Source organism: Carnobacterium sp. ISL-102 (assembly GCF_018612935.1).
GTDB classification, from domain to species: domain Bacteria; phylum Bacillota; class Bacilli; order Lactobacillales; family Carnobacteriaceae; genus Carnobacterium_B; species Carnobacterium_B alterfunditum.
Map to the genome: position 1 here is coordinate 1 of NZ_JAGGRF010000004.1, position 21,520 is coordinate 21,520.

General features: G+C 35.7%; 15 protein-coding genes and 1 pseudogene. 12 read left to right on the forward strand and 4 right to left on the reverse strand.

Going from position 1 to position 21,520, the window contains the following annotated elements; translation table 11 throughout:
• The 3 genes and pseudogenes from J7E16_RS03830 to J7E16_RS03845 form a co-directional block, all read left to right on the forward strand.
• Nucleotides 1-195, forward strand: a pseudogene (locus J7E16_RS03830) (xylose isomerase); the annotation flags it as partial.
• 252 nt (nucleotides 196-447) lie between these two features.
• A complete protein-coding gene (locus tag J7E16_RS03840; RefSeq protein WP_214888880.1) occupies nucleotides 448-2,805 on the forward strand; it encodes a phosphoketolase family protein in 2,358 nt (785 codons plus the stop codon).
• A 506-nt stretch (nucleotides 2,806-3,311) separates the two neighbouring features.
• On the forward strand, nucleotides 3,312-3,461 hold the full coding sequence (locus tag J7E16_RS03845; RefSeq protein ID WP_214888882.1) for a hypothetical protein: 150 nt from the start codon (nucleotides 3,312-3,314) through the stop codon (nucleotides 3,459-3,461).
• A 591-nt stretch (nucleotides 3,462-4,052) separates the two neighbouring features.
• Here the strand turns inward: J7E16_RS03845 and J7E16_RS03850 are convergent.
• On the reverse strand, nucleotides 4,053-4,757 hold the full coding sequence (locus tag J7E16_RS03850; RefSeq protein WP_214888884.1) for a helix-turn-helix transcriptional regulator: 705 nt from the start codon (nucleotides 4,755-4,757) through the stop codon (nucleotides 4,053-4,055).
• A gap of 195 nt (nucleotides 4,758-4,952) precedes the next feature.
• On the opposite strand from J7E16_RS03850, the gene J7E16_RS03855 reads away from it, so the two are divergent.
• The 4 genes from J7E16_RS03855 to J7E16_RS03870 all read left to right on the forward strand — a co-directional run bounded on the left by J7E16_RS03855 (nucleotide 4,953) and on the right by J7E16_RS03870 (nucleotide 10,464).
• Entirely contained in the window at nucleotides 4,953-5,312 is a 360-nt protein-coding gene (locus J7E16_RS03855; protein WP_214888886.1) for a RidA family protein, read from the forward strand.
• A 51-nt stretch (nucleotides 5,313-5,363) separates the two neighbouring features.
• Nucleotides 5,364-6,419, forward strand: a complete 1,056-nt coding sequence (locus tag J7E16_RS03860) for a PTS sugar transporter subunit IIC (RefSeq protein ID WP_214888890.1) — start codon at nucleotides 5,364-5,366, stop codon at nucleotides 6,417-6,419.
• Nucleotides 6,420-6,565: 146 nt separating this feature from the next.
• Nucleotides 6,566-7,933: a D-serine ammonia-lyase gene (gene dsdA / locus J7E16_RS03865; RefSeq protein WP_214888892.1), complete on the forward strand. Its 1,368-nt coding sequence runs from the start codon at nucleotides 6,566-6,568 to the stop codon at nucleotides 7,931-7,933.
• A gap of 407 nt (nucleotides 7,934-8,340) precedes the next feature.
• Complete coding sequence (locus J7E16_RS03870; RefSeq protein ID WP_214888895.1) at nucleotides 8,341-10,464, forward strand: type IA DNA topoisomerase; 2,124 nt, start codon at nucleotides 8,341-8,343, stop codon at nucleotides 10,462-10,464.
• Between the two features lie 213 nt (nucleotides 10,465-10,677).
• Here J7E16_RS03870 and J7E16_RS03875 read toward each other — a convergent pair whose 3' ends face one another.
• Together J7E16_RS03875 and J7E16_RS03880 are read right to left on the reverse strand one after the other, a co-directional pair.
• A complete protein-coding gene (locus J7E16_RS03875; RefSeq protein WP_214888898.1) occupies nucleotides 10,678-11,100 on the reverse strand; it encodes a universal stress protein in 423 nt (140 codons plus the stop codon).
• Nucleotides 11,101-11,109: 9 nt separating this feature from the next.
• Complete coding sequence (locus J7E16_RS03880) at nucleotides 11,110-12,546, reverse strand: SulP family inorganic anion transporter (RefSeq protein WP_214888901.1); 1,437 nt, start codon at nucleotides 12,544-12,546, stop codon at nucleotides 11,110-11,112.
• A gap of 219 nt (nucleotides 12,547-12,765) precedes the next feature.
• Between J7E16_RS03880 and J7E16_RS03885 the strand changes: the two genes are divergently transcribed.
• Together J7E16_RS03885 and J7E16_RS03890 are read left to right on the forward strand one after the other, a co-directional pair.
• Complete coding sequence (locus tag J7E16_RS03885) at nucleotides 12,766-13,419, forward strand: class I SAM-dependent methyltransferase (protein ID WP_214888904.1); 654 nt, start codon at nucleotides 12,766-12,768, stop codon at nucleotides 13,417-13,419.
• Nucleotides 13,420-15,474 (forward strand): HelD family protein, encoded by a 2,055-nt coding sequence (locus J7E16_RS03890; RefSeq protein ID WP_214888906.1) that lies wholly within the window; start codon nucleotides 13,420-13,422, stop codon nucleotides 15,472-15,474.
• 52 nt (nucleotides 15,475-15,526) lie between these two features.
• Here J7E16_RS03890 and J7E16_RS03895 read toward each other — a convergent pair whose 3' ends face one another.
• Nucleotides 15,527-16,798, reverse strand: coding sequence for an MFS transporter (locus J7E16_RS03895; protein ID WP_214888909.1), 1,272 nt, complete (start codon nucleotides 16,796-16,798; stop codon nucleotides 15,527-15,529).
• A 717-nt stretch (nucleotides 16,799-17,515) separates the two neighbouring features.
• On the opposite strand from J7E16_RS03895, the gene J7E16_RS03900 reads away from it, so the two are divergent.
• From J7E16_RS03900 to J7E16_RS03910, 3 genes are all read left to right on the forward strand, one after another.
• A complete protein-coding gene (locus J7E16_RS03900; protein WP_214888912.1) occupies nucleotides 17,516-19,270 on the forward strand; it encodes an ABC transporter ATP-binding protein in 1,755 nt (584 codons plus the stop codon).
• Nucleotides 19,270-21,060, forward strand: coding sequence for an ABC transporter ATP-binding protein (locus J7E16_RS03905; protein WP_214888915.1), 1,791 nt, complete (start codon nucleotides 19,270-19,272; stop codon nucleotides 21,058-21,060). Before J7E16_RS03900 ends, J7E16_RS03905 begins: the two co-directional genes overlap by 1 nt.
• A gap of 184 nt (nucleotides 21,061-21,244) precedes the next feature.
• A complete protein-coding gene (locus J7E16_RS03910; protein WP_214888918.1) occupies nucleotides 21,245-21,466 on the forward strand; it encodes a heavy-metal-associated domain-containing protein in 222 nt (73 codons plus the stop codon).
• The last annotated feature ends 54 nt before the right edge of the window (nucleotides 21,467-21,520 follow it).

The window sequence follows — 21,520 nt, forward strand, 5'->3', positions numbered from 1 at the left end:
AAAAAAAATGTTTTTAAAAAAAAAATAAAAGAAAAACGTTATGCAAGTTATGAAACAGGTATTGGTTCAGATATTATTTCTGGGAAAGCAGATTTGGAAACGTTGACAAGTTACGCATTAGAACATAATGACGTTAAAAATGAATCATCTCATATTGAGTATATTAAATCAAAATTAAATGACTACTTGGTTTAGTAAATAATAATAATGTGGGGTAAGGTATTAGTATTACTAATCCAGTATTAAGAGGTTTTAATGCGGACCCCTCAATTATTAGAGTAGAGGATACGTATTATATTTTCGCTGAAGAATGCAGAACCGTTTACACAAGTTGAGAAATTGTACTAATAAAGTCCTAAAAATGATAGCTGTTGAATAGTTTTGATAATGTTTGTGAAAAAAGTTCGTCGGTTTTATTTATATGACAAAAAAATAGGAGAAATTAAAATGAAAAATTATGATTCTAAAGATTATTTGAAAAAAGTTGATGCTTTCTGGCGTGCAGCCAATTATCTCTCTGTTGGCCAGTTATATCTAAGAGACAATCCTTTGTTGCAAAGGCCCCTCAAATCATCTGATGTGAAAGCGCATCCGATTGGGCATTGGGGAACGATTTCCGGTCAAAACTTTATTTATGCTCACTTAAATCGCGTTATTAATAAATATGACCTGAACATGTTCTATATCGAAGGTCCTGGTCATGGCGGTCAAGTAATGATATCTAATGCTTATCTAGACGGTAGTTATACTGAGATTTATCCTGATATTACTGAAAATAAAGAAGGAATGAAAAAATTATTCAAACAATTTTCATCTCCTGGGGGAGTTGCTTCTCATGCTGCTCCAGAAACACCGGGTTCTATTCATGAAGGAGGAGAACTTGGTTATTCTCTATCACATGCAACGGGTGCTATTTTAGATAACCCTGATGTAATTGCTGCGACAGTTATTGGTGACGGAGAAGCTGAAACTGGGCCATTAGCAGCTGGTTGGTTCTCTAATGCTTTTATCAACCCAGTCAATGATGGTGCTGTACTACCGATTCTTTACTTAAATGGTGGTAAAATTTCAAATCCAACGATTTTAGCACGTAAGAGTAATGAAGATTTAAAAAAATATTTTGAAGGTATGGGATGGAAACCTTACTTTGTTGAAGGTACTGATCCTGAAAAAGTTCATCCTGTCATGGCTAATACTTTAGATGTTGTAATTGAAGAAATCAGGTCAATCCAAACTGAAGCCCGTAAAGGTAAGCCCGAAGATGTGGAGATGCCTCATTGGCCAGTCATGATTATTCGTACACCAAAGGGCTGGACTGGACCAAAAGAATGGGACAACAAAAAAATCGAAGGAACATTTCGTGCCCATCAAGTGCCGATTCCTGTCGATGCTGAGCATATGGAATATGTCAATAAACTGGTTGATTGGTTGAAATCGTATCGTCCAGAAGAGTTATTTACTGAAAATGGCAGATTAATTGATGATTTAAAAGAACTAGCACCTAAAGGAAATAAACGGATGGCAACAAATCCAATCACAAACGGAGGAATAAATGCTAAAGCTTTGATTATTCCTAATTGGAAACAGTATGCAATCGATACAACTATACCTGGTGCAGTGATAGCGCAAGATATGGATGTCTTTGGTGAACAAGCTCGTGATTTAATCGTAAAGAATCCTGATAATTTCCGTATTTTTGGTCCTGATGAAACTAAATCAAACCGTTTAGATAAAATTTTTGAAGTAACTAATCGTCAGTGGTTAGAATCTAAAGAGCTAACTGATGAATGGCAATCCTCAGCTGGGCGGGTTATCGATGGACAACTTTCTGAACATCAAGCTGAGGGATTTCTGGAAGGCTATGTATTAACAGGACGTCATGGTTTCTTTGCAAGTTATGAATCATTCTTACGTGTGGTTGATTCAATGTTGACTCAACACTTTAAATGGTTACGTAAAGCAACAGACCAGAAATGGCGAAATAACTATCCATCATTGAATGTAATTGCAACATCAACTGTATTCCAACAAGACCACAATGGTTATACTCACCAAGATCCAGGTATATTAACACATTTAGCTGAGAAAAAACCTGAATTTATTCGTGAATATTTACCAGCTGATGCCAACAGTTTAATGGCGGTTATGGACAAAACCTTACAGGAAGAACAATTAATCAATTTGATTATTTCGAGTAAACATCCACGACCACAATTCTATTCAGTTGAAGAAGCAGAAATATTAGTTAAAGATGGTCTTAAAATCATTGATTGGGCATCAACTGATAATGATAGTGAACCAGATTTAGTAATAGCAGCAGCTGGGACAGAACCTAATTTGGAAACCTTGGCAGCGATATCTATCTTGCATAAAGCTTTTCCTGAGTTAAAGATTCGTTTTATCAATATTGTAGATATTCTAAAATTACGTCATCCTGATATTGATTCTCGTGGGTTGACTGATGAAAAATTTGATAGTTACTTTACAAAAGAACAACCTATAATTTTTGCCTTCCATGGTTTTGAAGGTTTGATTCGCGATATTTTTTTCAATCGTCACAATCACAATTTGCGAATCCATGGGTATCGTGAAAATGGTGATATTACAACACCATTTGATATGCGTGTTTTAAATGAAATGGATCGCTTCCACTTAGCAAAAGATGCAGCTAAGGCAGTTTATGGAGTGAAAGCTAATAAATTTATGCAAGAAATGGAAGATACAGTGAATTTCCACCATCAATATATTCGCGAAAATGGTACAGATATACCTGAAGTTATAAATTGGAAATGGGAAAAAATCTAAAAAATAATCTGGTTGTATTGTAACTGTACCCAAGTATTATAGTAAAAGCTAATAAGTGAGCATATTCAAATGTAATCAAAAAATGCTCTGATGAAGAAAAAGGTCATGCCAATATTCGAGGAGCGTAATAATAGAATAATAGATGGACAATTCTTCCTTTAATGGCATAGAATTGTCCATTTATTGTTATGTTAGTTATTCTTACCATTATCAGGAAATATTCGAGGGCTTATTAACTTTATTAATGGATTTTGGCTATTCGCTTTCTATTTATCAAAGCCTAAAGAGAGTCAACCAATGATGAATAGTTCTTCTTTCGTTTAAAAAGTGAGGTAAACGTTGCTAAAATAGCTGGAATGTATTGCTTTCTCATTAAAGGATTCTCGGGTTTTAATGGAAGAAAAGGCTGGAAAACGTTCAAAAAAATCATTTATGTGTGATATGGAGCAAAAAATAAAGATTAGTTGCAGATATAGGCGAATATTTTAAATAAGACTATCGTAACTATGGCAACTGAAAAAGGATCATCTATGATAGATGATGTAGAAGTAGGTTGGTTTACTGACTTAGAAAAATGTGTATCAGAAGTTGTCTCTTATCAAGTAAGAGATTCACTCCATACTGGAAAACGTGGAAAAGTACAAAGCTTGTTATAAAAGTATCAGGAGATTGATCCAGCCACCAAATATTTTTTCCGCTAAATATTATTTGAAGAAGTATAGTTCTAAAATAATACCATCATTAGTCTAAGCTATAAAAGGGGACAATCATGATGGAAACCATTCAAAAAAGTATTGATTGCTTAGTAACAATTAATAGAAAATAAGTTGTCCATAATTTATAGAATAAAGTACAATCAGTATCAAAAATCATTTCGCCTTCTTATAAATTAAATAATCGAATACGATGTAGGATATATTTCTTTATCCACAAAAAAATTGAACAGGCTAAGTCCCCTAAGGAGCTTAGCCTGTTCAAACTTTTATATGAGCAAATCAATTTCAAAAGTTCTACTGATTTCGAATATTAGTCATATGATTTTTTGAATTCATAATCACTCTATGATATTCATTGAAATCTTGATATAGCTAAAGGGAATTCTTGGTTTCCCATAAAATTCTTGTAATCAAGTTAGACGATCCGTCAAAATTAAACAGTACAGAATTGAATCAAGCAGCCATTATTTTGAATACTTAATCAATAATGGTGCTGAACCATTTAATCAGTAAAGGTCTGTTAACAGCACTCTATACTTGATTCGCTTTTGTAATAATCTTTAAATAACGATAAACGCTTGGTTCTGACACATTTAAAACTTCTGCTACTTGTGAAACAGCCCCTTTTAGTTGGAAGATACCCTTCTTTTCTAACTGTTCTACGATATGGATTTTTGCATCTTGATTCAATAAAAAGTTTTCGTTAAAAACACCAGGACCAATCACCTCAAAAATGATATCTTTTATATTGTTAGAAAGGACTTCTACGAATTCATCGCCATTTTCCTGAGCGGCATTTGAGGATAGCTGATTTGGTTTTACTGTATTCCTCTGACTATCTGGGGCATCATCTTTTATATTTATGAGCTGAAGAATATCGTTAGCAATATCTTTGTATTTTGTATAATCTGTATTGATGCAAAGCATACCATCCAGATTGCCCTGATCATCCTTAATAAAAAAAGTAGAACCTTGAATGAGATTTACTCCATTTGATTTCGCTTTATAATTCGTTACGTAATCACTTTTCAAGTATTCTTTTTTCTTCATAAGTTCTAAGGCAAAACCAGTAAGCGGAGAATTTTTTGTTCTTCCACTGATAGAGTTATTTGCAATTGCAGCAATATAAGAATGGTCTTCTTCAATCAAATGAAACACAATTTCGTAATTAGTACCTAATGTTTTACCTAAAAAATAAACTAAATTCTCGTATTGATCAAATATCTCTTTTTTCATTTTACAAGACCTCCTTTTTCCTCCATGTAATTATGTAAGTAAGTTACAAAGATTATACCACAATGATAAAAAATAGGTATCTTAACTTTATATTTTAATAATGATTATAATTTATTTAAATGATAATAAAAAATTATTGACACCGTTTTCTTTTCGGGGTATAGTGAAAATATAAATACGAGGAGGTGACATAATATGTACAATGTACCACAAGCTATTGGTCCTTATTCTTCATACCGAAAAGCAGGTAGCCTTCTTTTTACATCAGGGCAATTACCTATAAATCCTGAAACAAATGAACTAGAAGATACATTTACAGAACAATGTAAGAGATCGCTAATGAATATTCAATCTATCTTAGAAAAAGAGAATTTGAAAATGAAAGATATTATTAAAACAACGGTTCTATTGAAAGATTTGTCCAATTTTGATGAAGTAAATAGATTATTTGCAGAATTTTTTGAAGAACCCTATCCAGCGCGTACTGCTTTTGAAGTTTCGAAACTTCCGAAAAATGCTATGATCGAAATTGAAGCTATTGCCGTTTTAAAATAGTTCATGGTTACATAAAAGTAGTTCTACTAAAACGAAAAATGAGGGAATATAATGGATATTTTAATTGGAACGGTTTTACTATTAGCGGTACTGTCTTTTTTCACGATATTCAATTACAAAGCACCACACGGCTCGAAAGCAATGGGAGCATTGGCTAGTGCAGCTTGTGCAAGCTTTTTAGTAGAAGCTTTTCATTATGCTTTTTTTGGAAATGTATTGAATTTGAAGTTTCTAGGAGAAGTGGGTGCAGCTAATGGAAGCCTAGGAGGAGTAGCAGCCGCGATATTAGTTCCTTTAGCTTTAGGCGTTTCTCCAGTATATGCTGTTTTGGTAGGTCTTTCTTTATCGGGTATGGGAATATTACCTGGATTTATAGCTGGATATCTTATCTCTTTTGTTATTAAGAAGATGGAAGAAAAGATACCAGGTGGATTAGATTTGATCGTTATTATTGTGGTAGCTGCTCCTCTAGCTAGATTGATTGGAGCAATCAGTTCTCCTCTCGTAGATGCTACACTGCTTCAAATTGGTGAAATATTGACCGCTACTGCTAACTCTAGTCCCATAATGATGGGGATCATCTTAGGGGGGATCATCACAGTAGTCGCAACAGCTCCTTTAAGTTCAATGGCGTTGACAGCAATGTTAGGTTTAACAGGTGTTCCAATGGCTATCGGAGCATTAGCGGTATTCGGATCGTCATTCATGAATTATATTTTATTTAGCAAATTGAAATTTGGAAGTAAAAAAGATACTATATCAGTAGCTATAGAACCCTTGACTCAAGCAGATATTATTTCTGCGAATCCTCTTCCTGTTTATGTAACAAACTTTATTGGAGGAGCAGCAAGTGGTATTATCGTGGCACTTATGGGACTGGTAAACGATACTCCAGGTACAGCCACTCCGATTGCAGGTTTTGCAGTTATGTTCGCGTACAATCCAGCAGGAAAGGTATTGATCGCTGCTTTAGGAGTTATTATTGTAAGTGTAATTGGCGGCTATCTCGGATCTTATATCTTTAGAGATACCAAAATCGTAACGGCTGAAGAAATTCGATCAGACGGTGGGTTGGCCAAAAATAGAACGGTTGAAGTTGCATCCTAACAGGTAATCTTAAAGAAGAAAAAGGTCTGCGCTAATGAAATTAGTGCATACGAAAAGTTGAAATCTGTTATCGTGATCCAAAATGATTAGTCTGAAATTTAAAAATAGTAAAAAATACCACTAAAGTGCTTTTAGGAGGAAATAATATGAATGAACAAGTGATTGCAGGCAAAACATTGGGAAATTGGAAAGAAGAGATTCCGGTCTTAAAAGATATCATGAACATGAAAAATGTTTTTTGGGTCAATCGTTTCAAAAGTGACTTTGAACCGGCCTCGAAAAAAGTGAAACTTTCTAAAACTGATGTAGATGATGCTGAAGCTCGTTTAGCCCGTTTTGCTTCATATATTGAAACGGCATTTCCAGAGACAAAAAAAACAAAAGGTATTATTGAATCAAAAATATCGGCGATTCCAGCAATCAAGGCTGAACTGGAGAGCTATTATGATACAACTATTGAAGGGAAATTATTATTAAAACGTGATGACACATTACCAATTGCAGGAACGATCAAGGCAAGAGGAGCAATTTATGAAGTACTAAAACATGCAGAGACGTTAGCGTTAGAAAACGGTTTGCTAAAAAGTATTGATGAAGACTATGTTGTTTTCGCAAGTGGTGATTTTCGTAATTTTTTTGCTAAACATAAAATTATGGTAGGAACAACTGGGAATCTTGGAATCAGCGTAGGGATAATGGGAGCAAAACTAGGATTTGAAGTCACTGTTCATATGTCTGTAGAAGCAAAGCAATGGAAAAAAGATTTACTTAGATCTCATGGTGTAACGGTTATTGAACACAATACAAACTTTACAAAAGCAGTCGAAAATGGAAGAATGCAATCAGAACAAGATCCAACGTGCTATTTTGTTGATGATGAACATTCAGTAGATTTATTTTTAGGCTATACAGTAGCTGGCAGTCGACTTAAAAAGCAATTAGACGAACAAAAAATACAAGTTGATAAAGATCATCCATTGTTTGTATATTTACCATGCGGTATCGGCGGAAGCCCAGGCGGCATTACATTCGGATTAAAACAAGTTTATGGGGACAATGTTCATTGTTTCTTTTCAGAGCCAGCACATATGCCTTCAATGATGTTGGGATTGATTACTGATGAGTATGACGGAGTATCAATAGACGATTTTGATATTGATGGTAAAACAGGAATGGATGGATTAGCAGTTCCGAGAACGTCAGGTTTTGTTTCAAAATTAATGAAAAACTTCTTTGACGGCGGTTTTACACTGCAAGAAGAAGAAGCACAGCATTTTTTGACTGCTATGATCGATAAAGAAGAGATTTACTTAGAACCAGCAGCTTTAGCTGGTGTACCAGGAGTAGCTCGTTTATTCGGTACTACAGAAGGAAAACGTTATTTGGCAGAAAAAGGATTGACTGATAAGATGAATCAGGCAACACATATCGCTTGGGCTACTGGAGGAAGTATGGTTCCTAAAGAAGATATGGAAGAATTTTATAAACAAGGTTTAGAAAAAAGTAAAGTTTAAGTTTAGTTAAGAAAGCTCCAGAAACTTGGAAGTCACTTCATTAAAGTATTAGAATAATAATTAGAGTCAATCTAACAGATTTACGAATCAAAAGAACAAAAAATGACACTACAGAGGTTAATCAGCTAGCATGATTATCTCTATAGTGTTTTTTATGACCCATACACTGAATAATAATGAAAGAAAGGCAAGTTTTATCTTGTAAGCAACAAATAGTGTTCATCCGAAATAACTAATTTAGAAAAAAATGCTGCGAAAAGCAAGAAGTAGTCTATAATATAGTAGTATAAAACTGCTATTGGATATACTTTAGAGTAGAAGGTACAATAGTTTAAGATTACACTAATTTGATTTAAAAACAGAACAATACTTAAATGATAAAAAAGATAAAGTAAGGGAGATAGCAAATGGGACTTACACTGATCCTTGCAGAGAAACCTTCTCAGGCGCAAGCGTACGCTGAATCTTTTGGTAAATTTTCAAAAAAAGATGGGTACATTATTTTAAATCCGTCTAATGATATCATTACTTGGGGATTCGGGCATTTGATTGAATTGGCTTCCCCCGAAGAGTATAAAGACGAATGGAAAAAATGGAGCATAAAAGAATTGCCTATCATTCCACAGAACTTTAAATTTAAAGTTGGACAAGGTAAAGCCAAACAATTTAATGTGGTGAAAAAATTACTAAACGAAGCTGACCGAATCGTGATTGCGACTGATAGCGACCGCGAAGGGGAAAATATTGCGCGTTCAATTATCAATCAAGCAAAAGCAGGCAACAAAGAGATCAAACGGCTATGGATCAATTCACTTGAAGCAGATGAAATACAAAAGGGATTCTCTAATCTAAGAGATGGAAAAGATTTCTATTCTTCTTATGTTGAAGCTCAAACTAGACAAATCAGTGACTGGTTAGTGGGGATCAACTTATCTCGCATGTACACGTTATCTTTGCAGAAAAAGGGAATCAATGAAGGTGTATTCAGTGTTGGACGTGTCCAAACCCCAACCCTTTATATGATTTATACACGTCAAAAAGAAATTGAAAAGTTCGTTCCAGAACCATTTTTTGAGATGCAGGCAACCGTGACAGCTGAAAATGGTGTATTTAAAGCCAAATACAATAAAAAATTTCCGACAAAAAAAGATTTACAAGATCTAATCAAAAAACATCAATTATTAGCCAGCAACCCTGGAGTGATCTCGTCGGTTGAAACGAAGCGGATATCACAGCCCTCACCGTTGTTGTTTTCCTTAAGTGATTTGCAAAGTCTTATAAACAAGAAATACAAAGTGAGCCCATCAGATACATTGAAACATGTCCAGTCGCTTTATGAGGCTAAATTATTGAGCTATCCTCGAAGCGACTGCCGACATATCACCGATTCAGAGTTTCATTACCTGCTTGAAAAAATAGATGAGTACCAAGATGTATTGAATTATACGATTGAACAGCCTAATACTAGTAAACGAAAACGGTATGTGAATAGTTCAAAAGTTCAAGAGCATTACGCTATTATTCCAACTAAAAAGGTGCCTACGCAAAAAGATTTAGGCAAGCTGGCATCGATTCAAAAGGAAATTTATTTCACAGTTTTGAAGCGGACAATGGCTATGTTCGAAACAGATTATAAGTATGATGAAGCAACGATCACAGTGGATGTTAAAGATTTACCTTTTACAAGCAAAGGCAGGACAATTCTAGATAAAGGCTGGCGAAAATTGGAGTATTCTGACAGCAAGAAACCGGACAAAGAAGAAAGCACAGAGTTGCCTTTAGTACAAAAAAACGAATCAGTTGAAGCAGATTTATCAACTTCAGAAGGATTCACTTCACCGCCAAAAGCTTACACAGAAGGTACTTTGATTACAGCTATGAAGACATGTGGCAAAGAATTGGAAAATGCAGAAGAAAAAGAAATTTTAAAGGCAACAGAAGGAATCGGGACAGAAGCGACCAGAGCTAATGTGCTTGAGACGCTTAAAAAACAACACTATATTGAGATTCAAAAAAATAATGTGACCGTCACCCAAAAAGGAGAGATATTGTGTCAGGCAGTAGGGAATACTTTGTTAAGCAGTCCAGAAATGACTGCTAAATGGGAGACTTATTTAAAGAAAATAAAAAAAGAAGAAGGTACACAGCGAGCATTCTTAGACAATATTCAAAAATTTATTCATCATACGTTAGAGTCTAGTAAGCAGGTTATTGAAAGTAGCAATTGGTCTACGCATACAACTAGTCTGGATCAAACAATACAGGTGATTGGAAAGTGCCCTGTGTGTAGACAGACTATAGTAGATAAAGGGAAATTTTATGGCTGCAGCGGCTATAGCAATGGTTGCACGTTTACGTTGCCAAAACGTTATATAGGAAAATTGTTATCTGAAGCAACGATCAAAAAACTTTTAATGACAAAAGAAACACCTTTATTAAAAGGTTTTAAGAAAAAAAACGGTCAAACTTTTTCAGCTGCACTTCTGTTAACAGAAGACCACAAATTGACCTTTAAACCTTTCCCTAACTGATCCATTTAATGTAATATGGTTAAGTCAATAGAATATAAATAAAAAGATAGCTTCCTCATAATGTGACTAGAGGGCATACGGAGAAATATAAACTAAAAAGTCTTCTGTATTCCTCAAAAAAGGTTCCCATCGCCGTTATTTCGGTGAGGGGAACCTTTTTTTATTCAAGCTAGTTGCTTATGAAAGTCTTTTTTTAGTTGCGCTCAGCAGAGCCTATTTGACAATCAGTATAGGGTATTTAGAATGTTTTAATAGTTGGATGGTAACACTGCCATTAAAAAATTCATAAAGTCCGCCTTTTGTGTTCATACCGACCACCAAGAAGTCGAACGGCTGATTTTTTTCAAGGTAAGATAAAATTTTCTTTGTTGGATCACCATAAAGAACCTTGACACTAACCGGTACACCTTCTAATTTATGTTCTACAAATGACTGCACGACTGACTGATGATGAGCTTTTCGGTCTTCCATTTTAGTTGTGAAATTCATGGCATCTTCTAGGACCTCATTATCAGAGATTACCCGGATAACATCTATTTGCAGTGTGGGAAAATGGGAAAGGAAATTTTGTTTGATGTAGTCGAAGACAATTACTCCTTCAGACGTACCATCATAAGCTATTACAATTTTTTTCATATTGACCTCCTAATGACTACTTTTTCTCAAATAAGGTTCTAAAGAGTCTACAAATTTAGAATCTGTATCTTTAAAGCCGATGATTTCGATTGAGCGACCTTTCAAATAATCCCGTAAGGATAGCACAGCTTTTACTCCAGCATCATCTCTTACCGTTAGATTACTCACGTCGATAATTGAAACCGTATTTGAATCTAGTTTGTTTATTTTTTCCAGAAGTTCATCGACGGTAGCAAAAAATAATTGACCTGAAATGGTCACTGTTTCTTTGGATTGAGAAACGTGGATCGTTGAATTCTTCACCATAAAGAATAGGGCACTTAACAGTACTCCTAATCCCACACCAATGGCCAGGTTATGAGTAAACAATACAGCTACAATTGTCACCAACATAACCAAAGTTTCATTTATTGGTGCACGACGCATATACTCAAAACTATGCCAATCGATCGTGCCGATAGAGACCGTGATCATAATGGCTACAAGTACCGCCATGGGAATCTGAGATACGAGACTACCGAATGACATGATCATCGTGATCAGAACAACACCTGCCGTTAGAGAAGATAAACGTGTTCTTCCGCCGTTCTTCACATTGATGATGGATTGTCCAATCATAGCGCAACCGCTTAGGCCGCCAAAAAATCCGTTCGTGATACCGGCGATTCCTTGGCCGATAGCTTCATGACGTTTACTGCTCTTGGTTTGGGTCAAATCATCCACAATCGTGACTGTCAATAACGATTCCAATAGACCAACAATAGCTATGGCTAATGAGGTTGGGAAGATGATTGATAGAGTTTCAAGAGACAAGGGAACACTAGGAATAGAAAAAACAGGTAATTGACGTTTTATTTCGCCCATCATTCCTACGTTAGAAACTTCTAGCTTCATAAAGATAACAAGTGCGCTCAGAAAAATAATGGCTATTAAGGGTGCGGGAATTTGTTTGATGTATCTTGGTGCAATATATAGAATTAATAATGCGCTAACCAATAGGATATAAAAAAGTGTGTTGGCGCCACTAAAATGTTCCAATTGAGCCAGAAAGATCATAATTCCTAATGCATTGATGAATCCTACCATAACTGCGCGGGGGATAAACTTCAGAAGTTTAGCAACACCCAGTAAACCGAGGGTGACTTGAAGAATTCCTGCTAGAATTCCTGCAGCGAATAAATACTCTATCCCATTTGTCTTCACTAATGTTCCGACCAATAAAGCCGTTGCTCCGGTTGCACCAGTGATCATACCTGGACGGCCGCCGGTAAATGCAATGATAATGGATAAAATAAATGATCCATACAATCCTACCATCGGATCCAAACCAGCCACCAAGGAAAAGCCAATTGCTTCTGGAATCAATGCAATAGCAACGACGATCCCTGCAAGGATATCACCTTTAATATTTCCTAACCATTCTTCTTTTTTGAAAAGATTTCTCATAAATTGCCTCCTATTTCTAACACAAATTAGAGTATAGCAAAAAACTAAGATAGAATCCATATTTTTTTAACCTATAGATTAACTTTTATTAAAATAAATTCGTGGATGCTTGAAAAATGATATACTAAAAGCGTGTTTTATCAATGAATATCAATTATTCGATTTTTAAAAAATTAATCTAATGGTAAATAGTTTATGTAAAGGAAGGAACTATAATTTATGAAGTGTCTTATATGCGATAGCCTAATGGATGAAATCCATCATCCAAAATTCTTATCCGTTTATCATGCCTGTCCTGTGTGTGGCTTCATCAGCAAAGATCCTCAAGGTTATGCTACACCGGAGGAAGAATTTGCGGTATATGAAAATCACGAGAATTCTATTGACGATCCTCGTTACGTTGCCTTTTTTGAAAAATTTTTGCAAAGCGCTGTTTTCCCATTTGTAAATAAAGGGAAAGCAGGCTTTGACTTCGGCAGCGGTCCATCTCCAGTTTTGGCTCAACTTATGGAAAGAGATTATGGGTATCAGTATTCGATTTATGATAAGTTTTATGCTCCGCAGAAAACGTATGTAGGGAAGAAGTTTGGTTTAGTGACAAGTACTGAAGTAATGGAGCATATCGCTGATCCAATCCCAATTTTTAAAGAACTGAAGAATCTTCTGGAAGATGATGGCATCTTGGCCATCATGACTCTTTTTCCACCAAAAGCACTGGATCAATTTTTTGGATGGCATTATATGCGGGATAAGACTCATGTCTCTTTTTATACACCAGAAGCAATGAAGATTATTGCAGCAAAAGTTGGTTTAGAAATTATTTATTGTGATGACTATCGCTACACTACCTTTAAAAAGAAAGGAGCGATTTAGTTGAGTCTTCAAGTTGAAAAAGCGGAGCGAGCGTATTTAAGAAAAATCCAAGCCATAATTTATCGCAAGGAAAATGAATTTGAGGGGATAATCACGCAATCGGCTAAAGAGGTAGATGATCTGAAAAAGTATTTTTGGAGTAGCCTATCTGACATGGACAGTGCAGAGAAAAATTTTACGCGCACGCAAATTTTTTACGATACTAGCACTACCGAGCACAGCAAAGCGCTACAGAAAAAGTTGAAAAAAACAAAGAAATCTCCTTATTTTGCAAGGATTGATTTCAAGGAGAAAGAAGAAATCAACCCAGTCTATATCGGGATAAACGGTTTGCTAGACGATCACGAAATAGTGATCCATGATTGGCGCGCTCCTGTTTCTAGTATTTTTTATGATTATGAAAGAGGTCCGGCACAATTCACTACGCCTGACGGGACCATAGAAGGGGAACTTACCCTTAAGCGGCAGTATAAAATTGAAAATAGCGAATTGTTGTATATGATTGAAAGCAATGTCAGCATTGATGATGATATACTACAAAAAGAACTTAGCAATACATCTGATGAAAAGATGAAAAATATTGTTGCGACTATTCAAAAAGAACAAAATGAAATTATCCGGTTTGAAGAATCTAAAACATTGATCATTCAAGGTGCGGCTGGTTCTGGTAAGACATCCATTGCTCTGCATCGTATCGCCTTTATGCTTTACCGCTTTAAAAATACCATAAAAGCTTCAGATGTTTTAGTGCTGTCACCCAACAAAGTTTTTGGGAATTATATTTCAAATGTGCTGCCTGAACTGGGCGAAGACAATGTTCCAGAAATAACATTTGAGAAAATTGGGATAGAAATAATCGGTGGTTCTTTTCATTACGAAACCTTTGCCGAACAAGTAGCCTATCTACTTGAAAATGATGATGATAACATGAAGGAACGCATCAGCTATAAGGCTTCCTCAGAATACAACCATAATTTAACTCACTATCTTGAAAATTTGGAAGAAAACTATTTTGAGGCACAGTCTATTACTATCGGTAAAGTGATTATCTCGAAAGAAGAGATTGAAGAACGCATGAACAATCTGCGAGTCACCCCTTTAAAAGAAAAGATTTTGAAATTAGGAAAAGATTTAATTGTAATTGCTAAAATCAAATGTGAAAATGTACAAGAAAAATGGGAAAAAAGTTATCCAACTCATATTAAAAAGCAAGTAGCTAACATGCTTCCGTTTAAAAATAGCAAAGATATTTATCGGAATTTTTATGAAGTAATGAACACGTCTGAGATGTTCAATAAAAAAAAGAATAGCTATGAATTTAGTGATGTATTCCCGCTTGCGTATACAAGCCTGCATTTTGACAAAGGTAGTTCACGTTATGACTATGTGAAACACCTTCTGGTAGACGAGATGCAAGATTATACACCTGTACAGTATGCAGTGTTGAAAAAGTTGTTCAGTTGCCAAATGACGATACTTGGGGATGCGTATCAAGCAGTGAATCCTTACAGTGCTTCATCTTTGGATAAAATACAAAGCGTCTTTCCAGGTAGCAAGTGTGTCACCTTGCGTAAAAGTTATCGTTCGACGATGGAAATCGCTGGAATAGCTCAGAAAATCTCACCAAATCCTGAAATCATTCCTATCGAAAGACACGGTGAGATTCCGACAATAACCGAATGTACAAATAAAGAAGAGCAAGTCAGGAAAATTCGTGCTCTTATCAGCGGTTACCAAGCATCAGGATCCGCTAATATAGGCATCATTTGTCGGACCGAAAAAATGGCTCAGTTTATCTATGAATCGATTCAAGACATCTCAGATACGTATTTTTTGGATTTCTCAAGTGAACTTTTTTTGAATGGAATTATCGTCACGAGTGCGCATATGTCGAAAGGATTGGAGTTTGATCAAGTAATCATCCCAAATGTATCTTCAAATGAGTACCGGACTGAAATGGATCGAAAATTACTTTATGTGGCTTGTACGAGAGCTATGCATAAGCTCGATTTGATTACGGTCGGGAGTCCTTCGGTGTATTTGCCTAGTTACTAGTTAATAGGAGAAAAAAAAAAGGAACAGCTACCAGCTGATCCTTTTTTGTGTTTTAATGCGTGTAACTAATCTTATCAAGAGGCTTAACTCTGGTGGAGGCAATCAGACCAATGACAGGTAGAGCTATCAGAATAAGAAGACTAAATTGGTAGTTTTGGAAATAATCATAAGCTAAGCCTAAAGGTAAAGGGCCGAGCGAAGAACCCAATACGGTCAATGTAGCACCGATGCCTTGAAAGGAGCCGCTATGCTTCAGTCCAAAGAAGTTTGGCCAAACCATAGTTAATACGATTCTTTCCACACCATTCGCGATTCCCCATATTACGGCGAATAAGATTGAACTGGTAACATTTGTTAAATTCAGCAGTACAACCAAAAAAACGATCTCGAGTATAAAGACGGTTACCAACATAAATTGTAAAGGGATCCTATCGACTAGACGTCCAGCAATAAGTGTCACGGGAAAGCCCATGAATGCCATCATACTTAGTACAACAGCTGCATTTTGAGCTGTAAGCCCGTTGGTCTGGAAAATCGAAACAATATGGAAGGTAATAGCGGTGTTGACCAAAGCAGGAATGCCTACACAGGCTATAAGCGCACGGAAAGTAGCTGTTTTTTTCGCCTCATCTACGGTCCAGTCTCTCGTCGCTAAAGCAGATATGGGTTCGTTTTGGATTTCTTCGTCAACTTCTTGGATAGACGTACTGGGATCGATAATTAGTTCCTGACCATTCTCCTTGAATGGTCGGTTTTGCACGAGTATAAATGCTATCGGAAAGAAAATGACTAGAAGCGAGACACCAAGTATTCTCCAAGTATTCTGCCATCCATAAGAAGAAATAAGGGCTTCATTTAAGACAGGGAAAATGGTAGCACTAAGAAAACTTCCTAAGGTCATCAGGGATATTGCCAAACCGCGTTTCGCCAAAAACCAATGTGGAATCAGCGTATTTGGGATCAGCGTCATACTGCCTTGACCCAATAGTCGAATCAGGAAGAATCCAATGAAGAGTAAGAAAAGATTCGTCACAAAACTATTATATATACAGGCTAACCCGAAAAGAATCGCTACGGTCAACGTCATTCGTCTTTGGCCAAATTTGTCTACAAGTTTGCCTACATGCATCATTAAAAATCCAGCAGCTAGTGTACCCAAGGAGTAGATCAAGGATACATCCGAGCGAGACCAACCAAAATAATTCACGTATTCATTTATAAATATCGAGTTAGAGTAGGTCTGACCGGGTCCGGAAAAGAAGATCCCTAAACCTCCAATAAAAACGATCCACCATTTATAATTTTTTGCTGTTTGTCCTTTCATAATATCCTCCTTTTTTTGTGAATCGCTTATTCATCATACTTTATCTCAAACGATGAAACCTAATTAATTTTCTTTTCCTATGTAAATTGACTGTACTCTCTTTCTTAAGTCTATCTGATAGTTGCCTGTCTTTTCATGTGTCAATGGCTTCAACGCTATCTTTAAAGACTTTCTTATTCTAAGCATCAATCATATGCGGGAAGATTATCCAAAGTTGAAGAGCAATAGTGACGATTGAAGAAGCACCTGTTCATTCCATAAAGCTTAATCCATTTTGTTTGAATTGAACAGTATAACTTTCATAATCTTTTTTTATTACACTCAACTTGAATGATAAGCTATGTTTTTTCATAAAATACGGCTAAAATTTTTTTGAATGTAGGTTATTTAGTTGCACATAGATAGAATATGACCTATATTAAGAATAGATGGTTTGAAGAGGAATTTAAAGGTATAATATTTTATGTGTTTTACGAAAAAGTGATTACCATTTTTTTTGTGGCGTATTTTGCGCTTATGGCTTTCAAGTATTGCCATAAAAGTATTACATTAGCGGTTGCACAAGAGGTAGTGATTGATGATAGTGTCAAAAAAATAGAACAATAAAAACAACTACTATTAAGAACAAATAGGAAGTTTTCTTTCTGTTTGTTTTTTTATGGATATGGATGTAGTCTGGCATAGCATTGCGGAAGACAAAATGAAAGGAATGAAATAATGTTTAATACGTTTAAAAAGTATGGTTGGTTTTTTAAATTACGTTGGAAAAGTTATACCTTTGGGGTTACAGCTCTAATTATTTGTGCTATTTTACAAGTTATGAATCCAAAAATCATCGGTACCATTATTGACCATTTTATAGCAGGAACGCTAAACTGGCAGATTTTGCTTTATTGGGTCACATTGATTCTTATCTTTTCACTTGTGATGTATGTGTTACGTTACGGATGGAGGATAGCGTTATTTGGGAACTCTACGCTTATTGAATCTATTTTACGTAACCGTTTATTCACATTTTTCACACGGATGGATTCTGAATTCTATCAAAAATACCGCACAGGAGATCTGATGGCTCATGCTACAAATGATTTGGCAGCTATTCGATTTGTTGCAGCTGATGGGGTTTTAACGTTAACAGATGCCTTATCATTGGGTGGTGTGACACTTTTTTCAATGTTCTTTTTCATTGATTGGAAGCTTACACTTGTCTCCATTCTGCCACTGCCTATCTTGATCTTTGTTTCAACGTATCTAGGTAAAATGATTCATGCACGTTATCGTGGTGCATTGCAAGCTTTTTCCGCAATGAATGATCATGTTCAAGAAAGTGTAACAGGTATGAAAGTTTTAAAAACACTTGGTGAAGAAGAAGAAGATTTTACGGCATTTAAAGAAGAAACTCAACGTGTTGTAAATAAAAATCAACTTGTTTATAAATTAAAAGCGGCCTTGAATCCAAGTATAGAAATCATTATGGGAATGACCTATGTGATTGCTATACTTGTAGGTGGTAACTATGTTCAAAGTGGACGGATATCTATCGGAGACTTAGTAGCGTTTATTAGCTATATCGGTATGATGCAATGGCCACTGTTAGCTGTAGGGGGTTTGATCAATACCCTAGAACGAGGAAGTGCGGCTTATGATAGAGTAGAAGTTTTACTAAATTATGAACCTTCGATTGTAGAAATAAAAAATCCGTATCGTAAAGAGCTAGCCGGTGATATCAGTTTTGACGTGCATTCATTTACTTTTCCTGATGATGAAAATCCAGTTTTAACGGATGTTTCCTTTCATTTAGAAAGAGGAAATATGTTAGGCATTGTTGGCAGAACGGGTTCTGGAAAGAGTACGATATATAAACTATTGATGCGTGAATATGATCAGTACGATGGAAGAATCGCTTACAATGATATTGATATCAAAGAATATGCATTAGAGTCGTTAAAAAAAGGGATAGCAATCGTTCCGCAAGAAAACTTTTTATTTTCAACAACGATTCGAGAAAATATCCGTTTTGGAAATCCTGATCTGTCGCAAGAAGCAGTTGAGAAATATGCAATATTAGCTGACATCCATGAAGATATCCTGGAATTTCCTGAAGGTTATGATACAAAAGTTGGCGAACGAGGCGTCTCTCTATCTGGTGGACAAAAGCAACGGATCGCTATTGCTCGAGCTTTAGCTGTAGAACCGGAATGCTTGATTTTAGATGACTCTCTTTCAGCTGTGGATGCTCAGACAGAAGAAAATATTTTAAGTTTATTGAAAAAAGAAAGACGTAACAAAACAACGATTATTTCTGCACATCGCATCAGTTCGATCATGAATGCAGATGAAATCATCGTAATGGAAAAAGGAAGCATCAGTGAACGGGGTTCTCACCAACAATTAAGTGAATCAAAAGGCTGGTATAACGATATGTACCACAAGCAGCAGCTCGAGAAAAAATTAGATGGGGAGGGAGTTTAATGGCCGCACAAAAACAAGTAGCCTTTTCCGCTAAAGAATCCAGACATGTTTTACTTAGTCTGATTCGTTTTGCAAAACCAAATAAATTTATTTTCATCTTTTCTTTTTTGTTTCTGGCATTAAGTGCAGCAATTACTGCCTATTTACCCATCATCATTCAACGCTACATTGACACTTATTTAACAAATGGAACAGCAACAATGGAGGTCACGGTACGTATAGTAATCTTTTATGGAGTATTGACCATCCTTAGGGCGGTATCTTCTTATGCAAAAGACTTTCTATTTAATACGGCTTCTGAAAGAACGGTAGCCAACATCCGAAATCAATTGTACGAAAAAGTTGTTTCATTGGGAATGAGGTATTTTGATCAAACACCTGCAGGTACAGTTGTTTCTAGAGTAACAAATGATACAGAAACGATCAAAGAATTTTGGACAGTCTTTTTAAATATTTCCAATGGACTATTTAATGTCATTTCGATCACGATTGCTATGTTTGCCTTAAATTGGCGGATGGCATTAGTATTCCTTTTTTTCACACCTTTTATTGTGTGGATCGCAGGAATCTATCGAAAGAAAAGTACTCTCATTTATAGTCGCATGAGAACGGTATTGAGCCAGTTGAATGCTAGTTTAAGTGAATCTATTAGTGGAATGAGTATTATTCAGAAGTACAATCAAGAAGAGCGTTTGATTAATGAATTTAGTGATATCAATAAAGAGTATGTAGCTTCTCGTCGTTCAATGTACAGCATGAACGCATTGTTATTAGCACCAGCTATCAATGTGATCGAGTCAATTGCCCTAGTAGCTGTACTGCTTATTTTTGGGTATCAAGAATGGAACCAAAGTGCAGTTGATATTGGTTTAGTATATGCATTTACGGCCTATTCTCGCTCGTTCTTTCAACCCATCAGTCAAATGATGAACAGCTTAAGTTCTTTACAAGATGGGATTGTTTCTGGGCACCGTATTCAAGAATTGCTGAATAATAAAGAGCTCGCACCGCAATCTACATCAGAAAAAAAGGGTATGATCACAGAAGGGCACATTCAGGTTAAAAATCTGAATTTTTCATACGATGGAAAGAAACAAGTATTGCGTAATATCAATTTTGAAGTGAAACCAGGTCAAACAGTGGCCTTTGTCGGTCAAACTGGATCAGGTAAAAGTTCAATTATCAATGTATTGATGCGCTTTTACGAGTACAATGAAGGCGAAATAACCATTGACGGCCATTCCTTGAAAGATATGCCAATAGAAGGGCTTCGAAATAAAATGGGATTAGTATTGCAGGATAGTTTCTTATTCTATGGCAATATTGCAGATAATATTCGTATGTATAACACTTCCTATACAGAAGCCGAAGTTAGAAAAGCGGCTGAATTTGTCTATGCTGATGAGTTTATATCTGAGATGAAGAATGGTTATGCATCAAAGGTTATTGAACGAGGGGCAAGTTTATCTGCTGGAGAAAAGCAGTTGATCAGTTTTGCTAGAACGATCTTGCGGTCACCGCGTATTCTGATCCTTGATGAAGCGACAGCCAATATTGATACAGAAACGGAAGAAAAAATCCAAAGAGGATTAGCTAATATGCGCAAAGGTCGGACTTCATTGATCATAGCTCATCGATTGTCTACTATTAAAGATGCAGATAAGATCATCGTTTTGCATAATGGTGAAATTGTTGAACAAGGCAGCCATGATGAATTGATCGATAAAAAAGGTACGTATTATGATATGTATCAATTGCAGACTTATCAAGAAAAAACAGGCGATTTATAAGTTAATTAAACTATTTTTTTTAAATAGTGTTGGATCCATTAAACTAAATTATCAAAAGAAGCAGCTAAACAATTTAGCTGCTTCTTTTTTTATATCCATTTTTATAGAAAATTGATTAGGGTCAATTTATTAATTAGCAGGACTGCATATACTAAAGATAACAAAAGACAGGAGGAAAACAATTATGAGTAAAGCTGTATATCAATTAGAACCGTTAACTTGCCCCTCATGTATCAAGAAAATTGAAACTACCTTAAATAAAACTGAAGGTATCGAGTCTGCTAAGGTGATGTTCAATTCTAGCAAGGTCAAAACAGAATTTGATGAATCTAAAATCAAAGCTGAAAAAATTCAAGAAATGATTCAAAAATTAGGTTATCCAGTATTATCATCTAAACTAGCTTAAGGAAAGAAACCTTACGACAATTAAAAAGTGATTTAAAAATGGATTCCGTCTTTT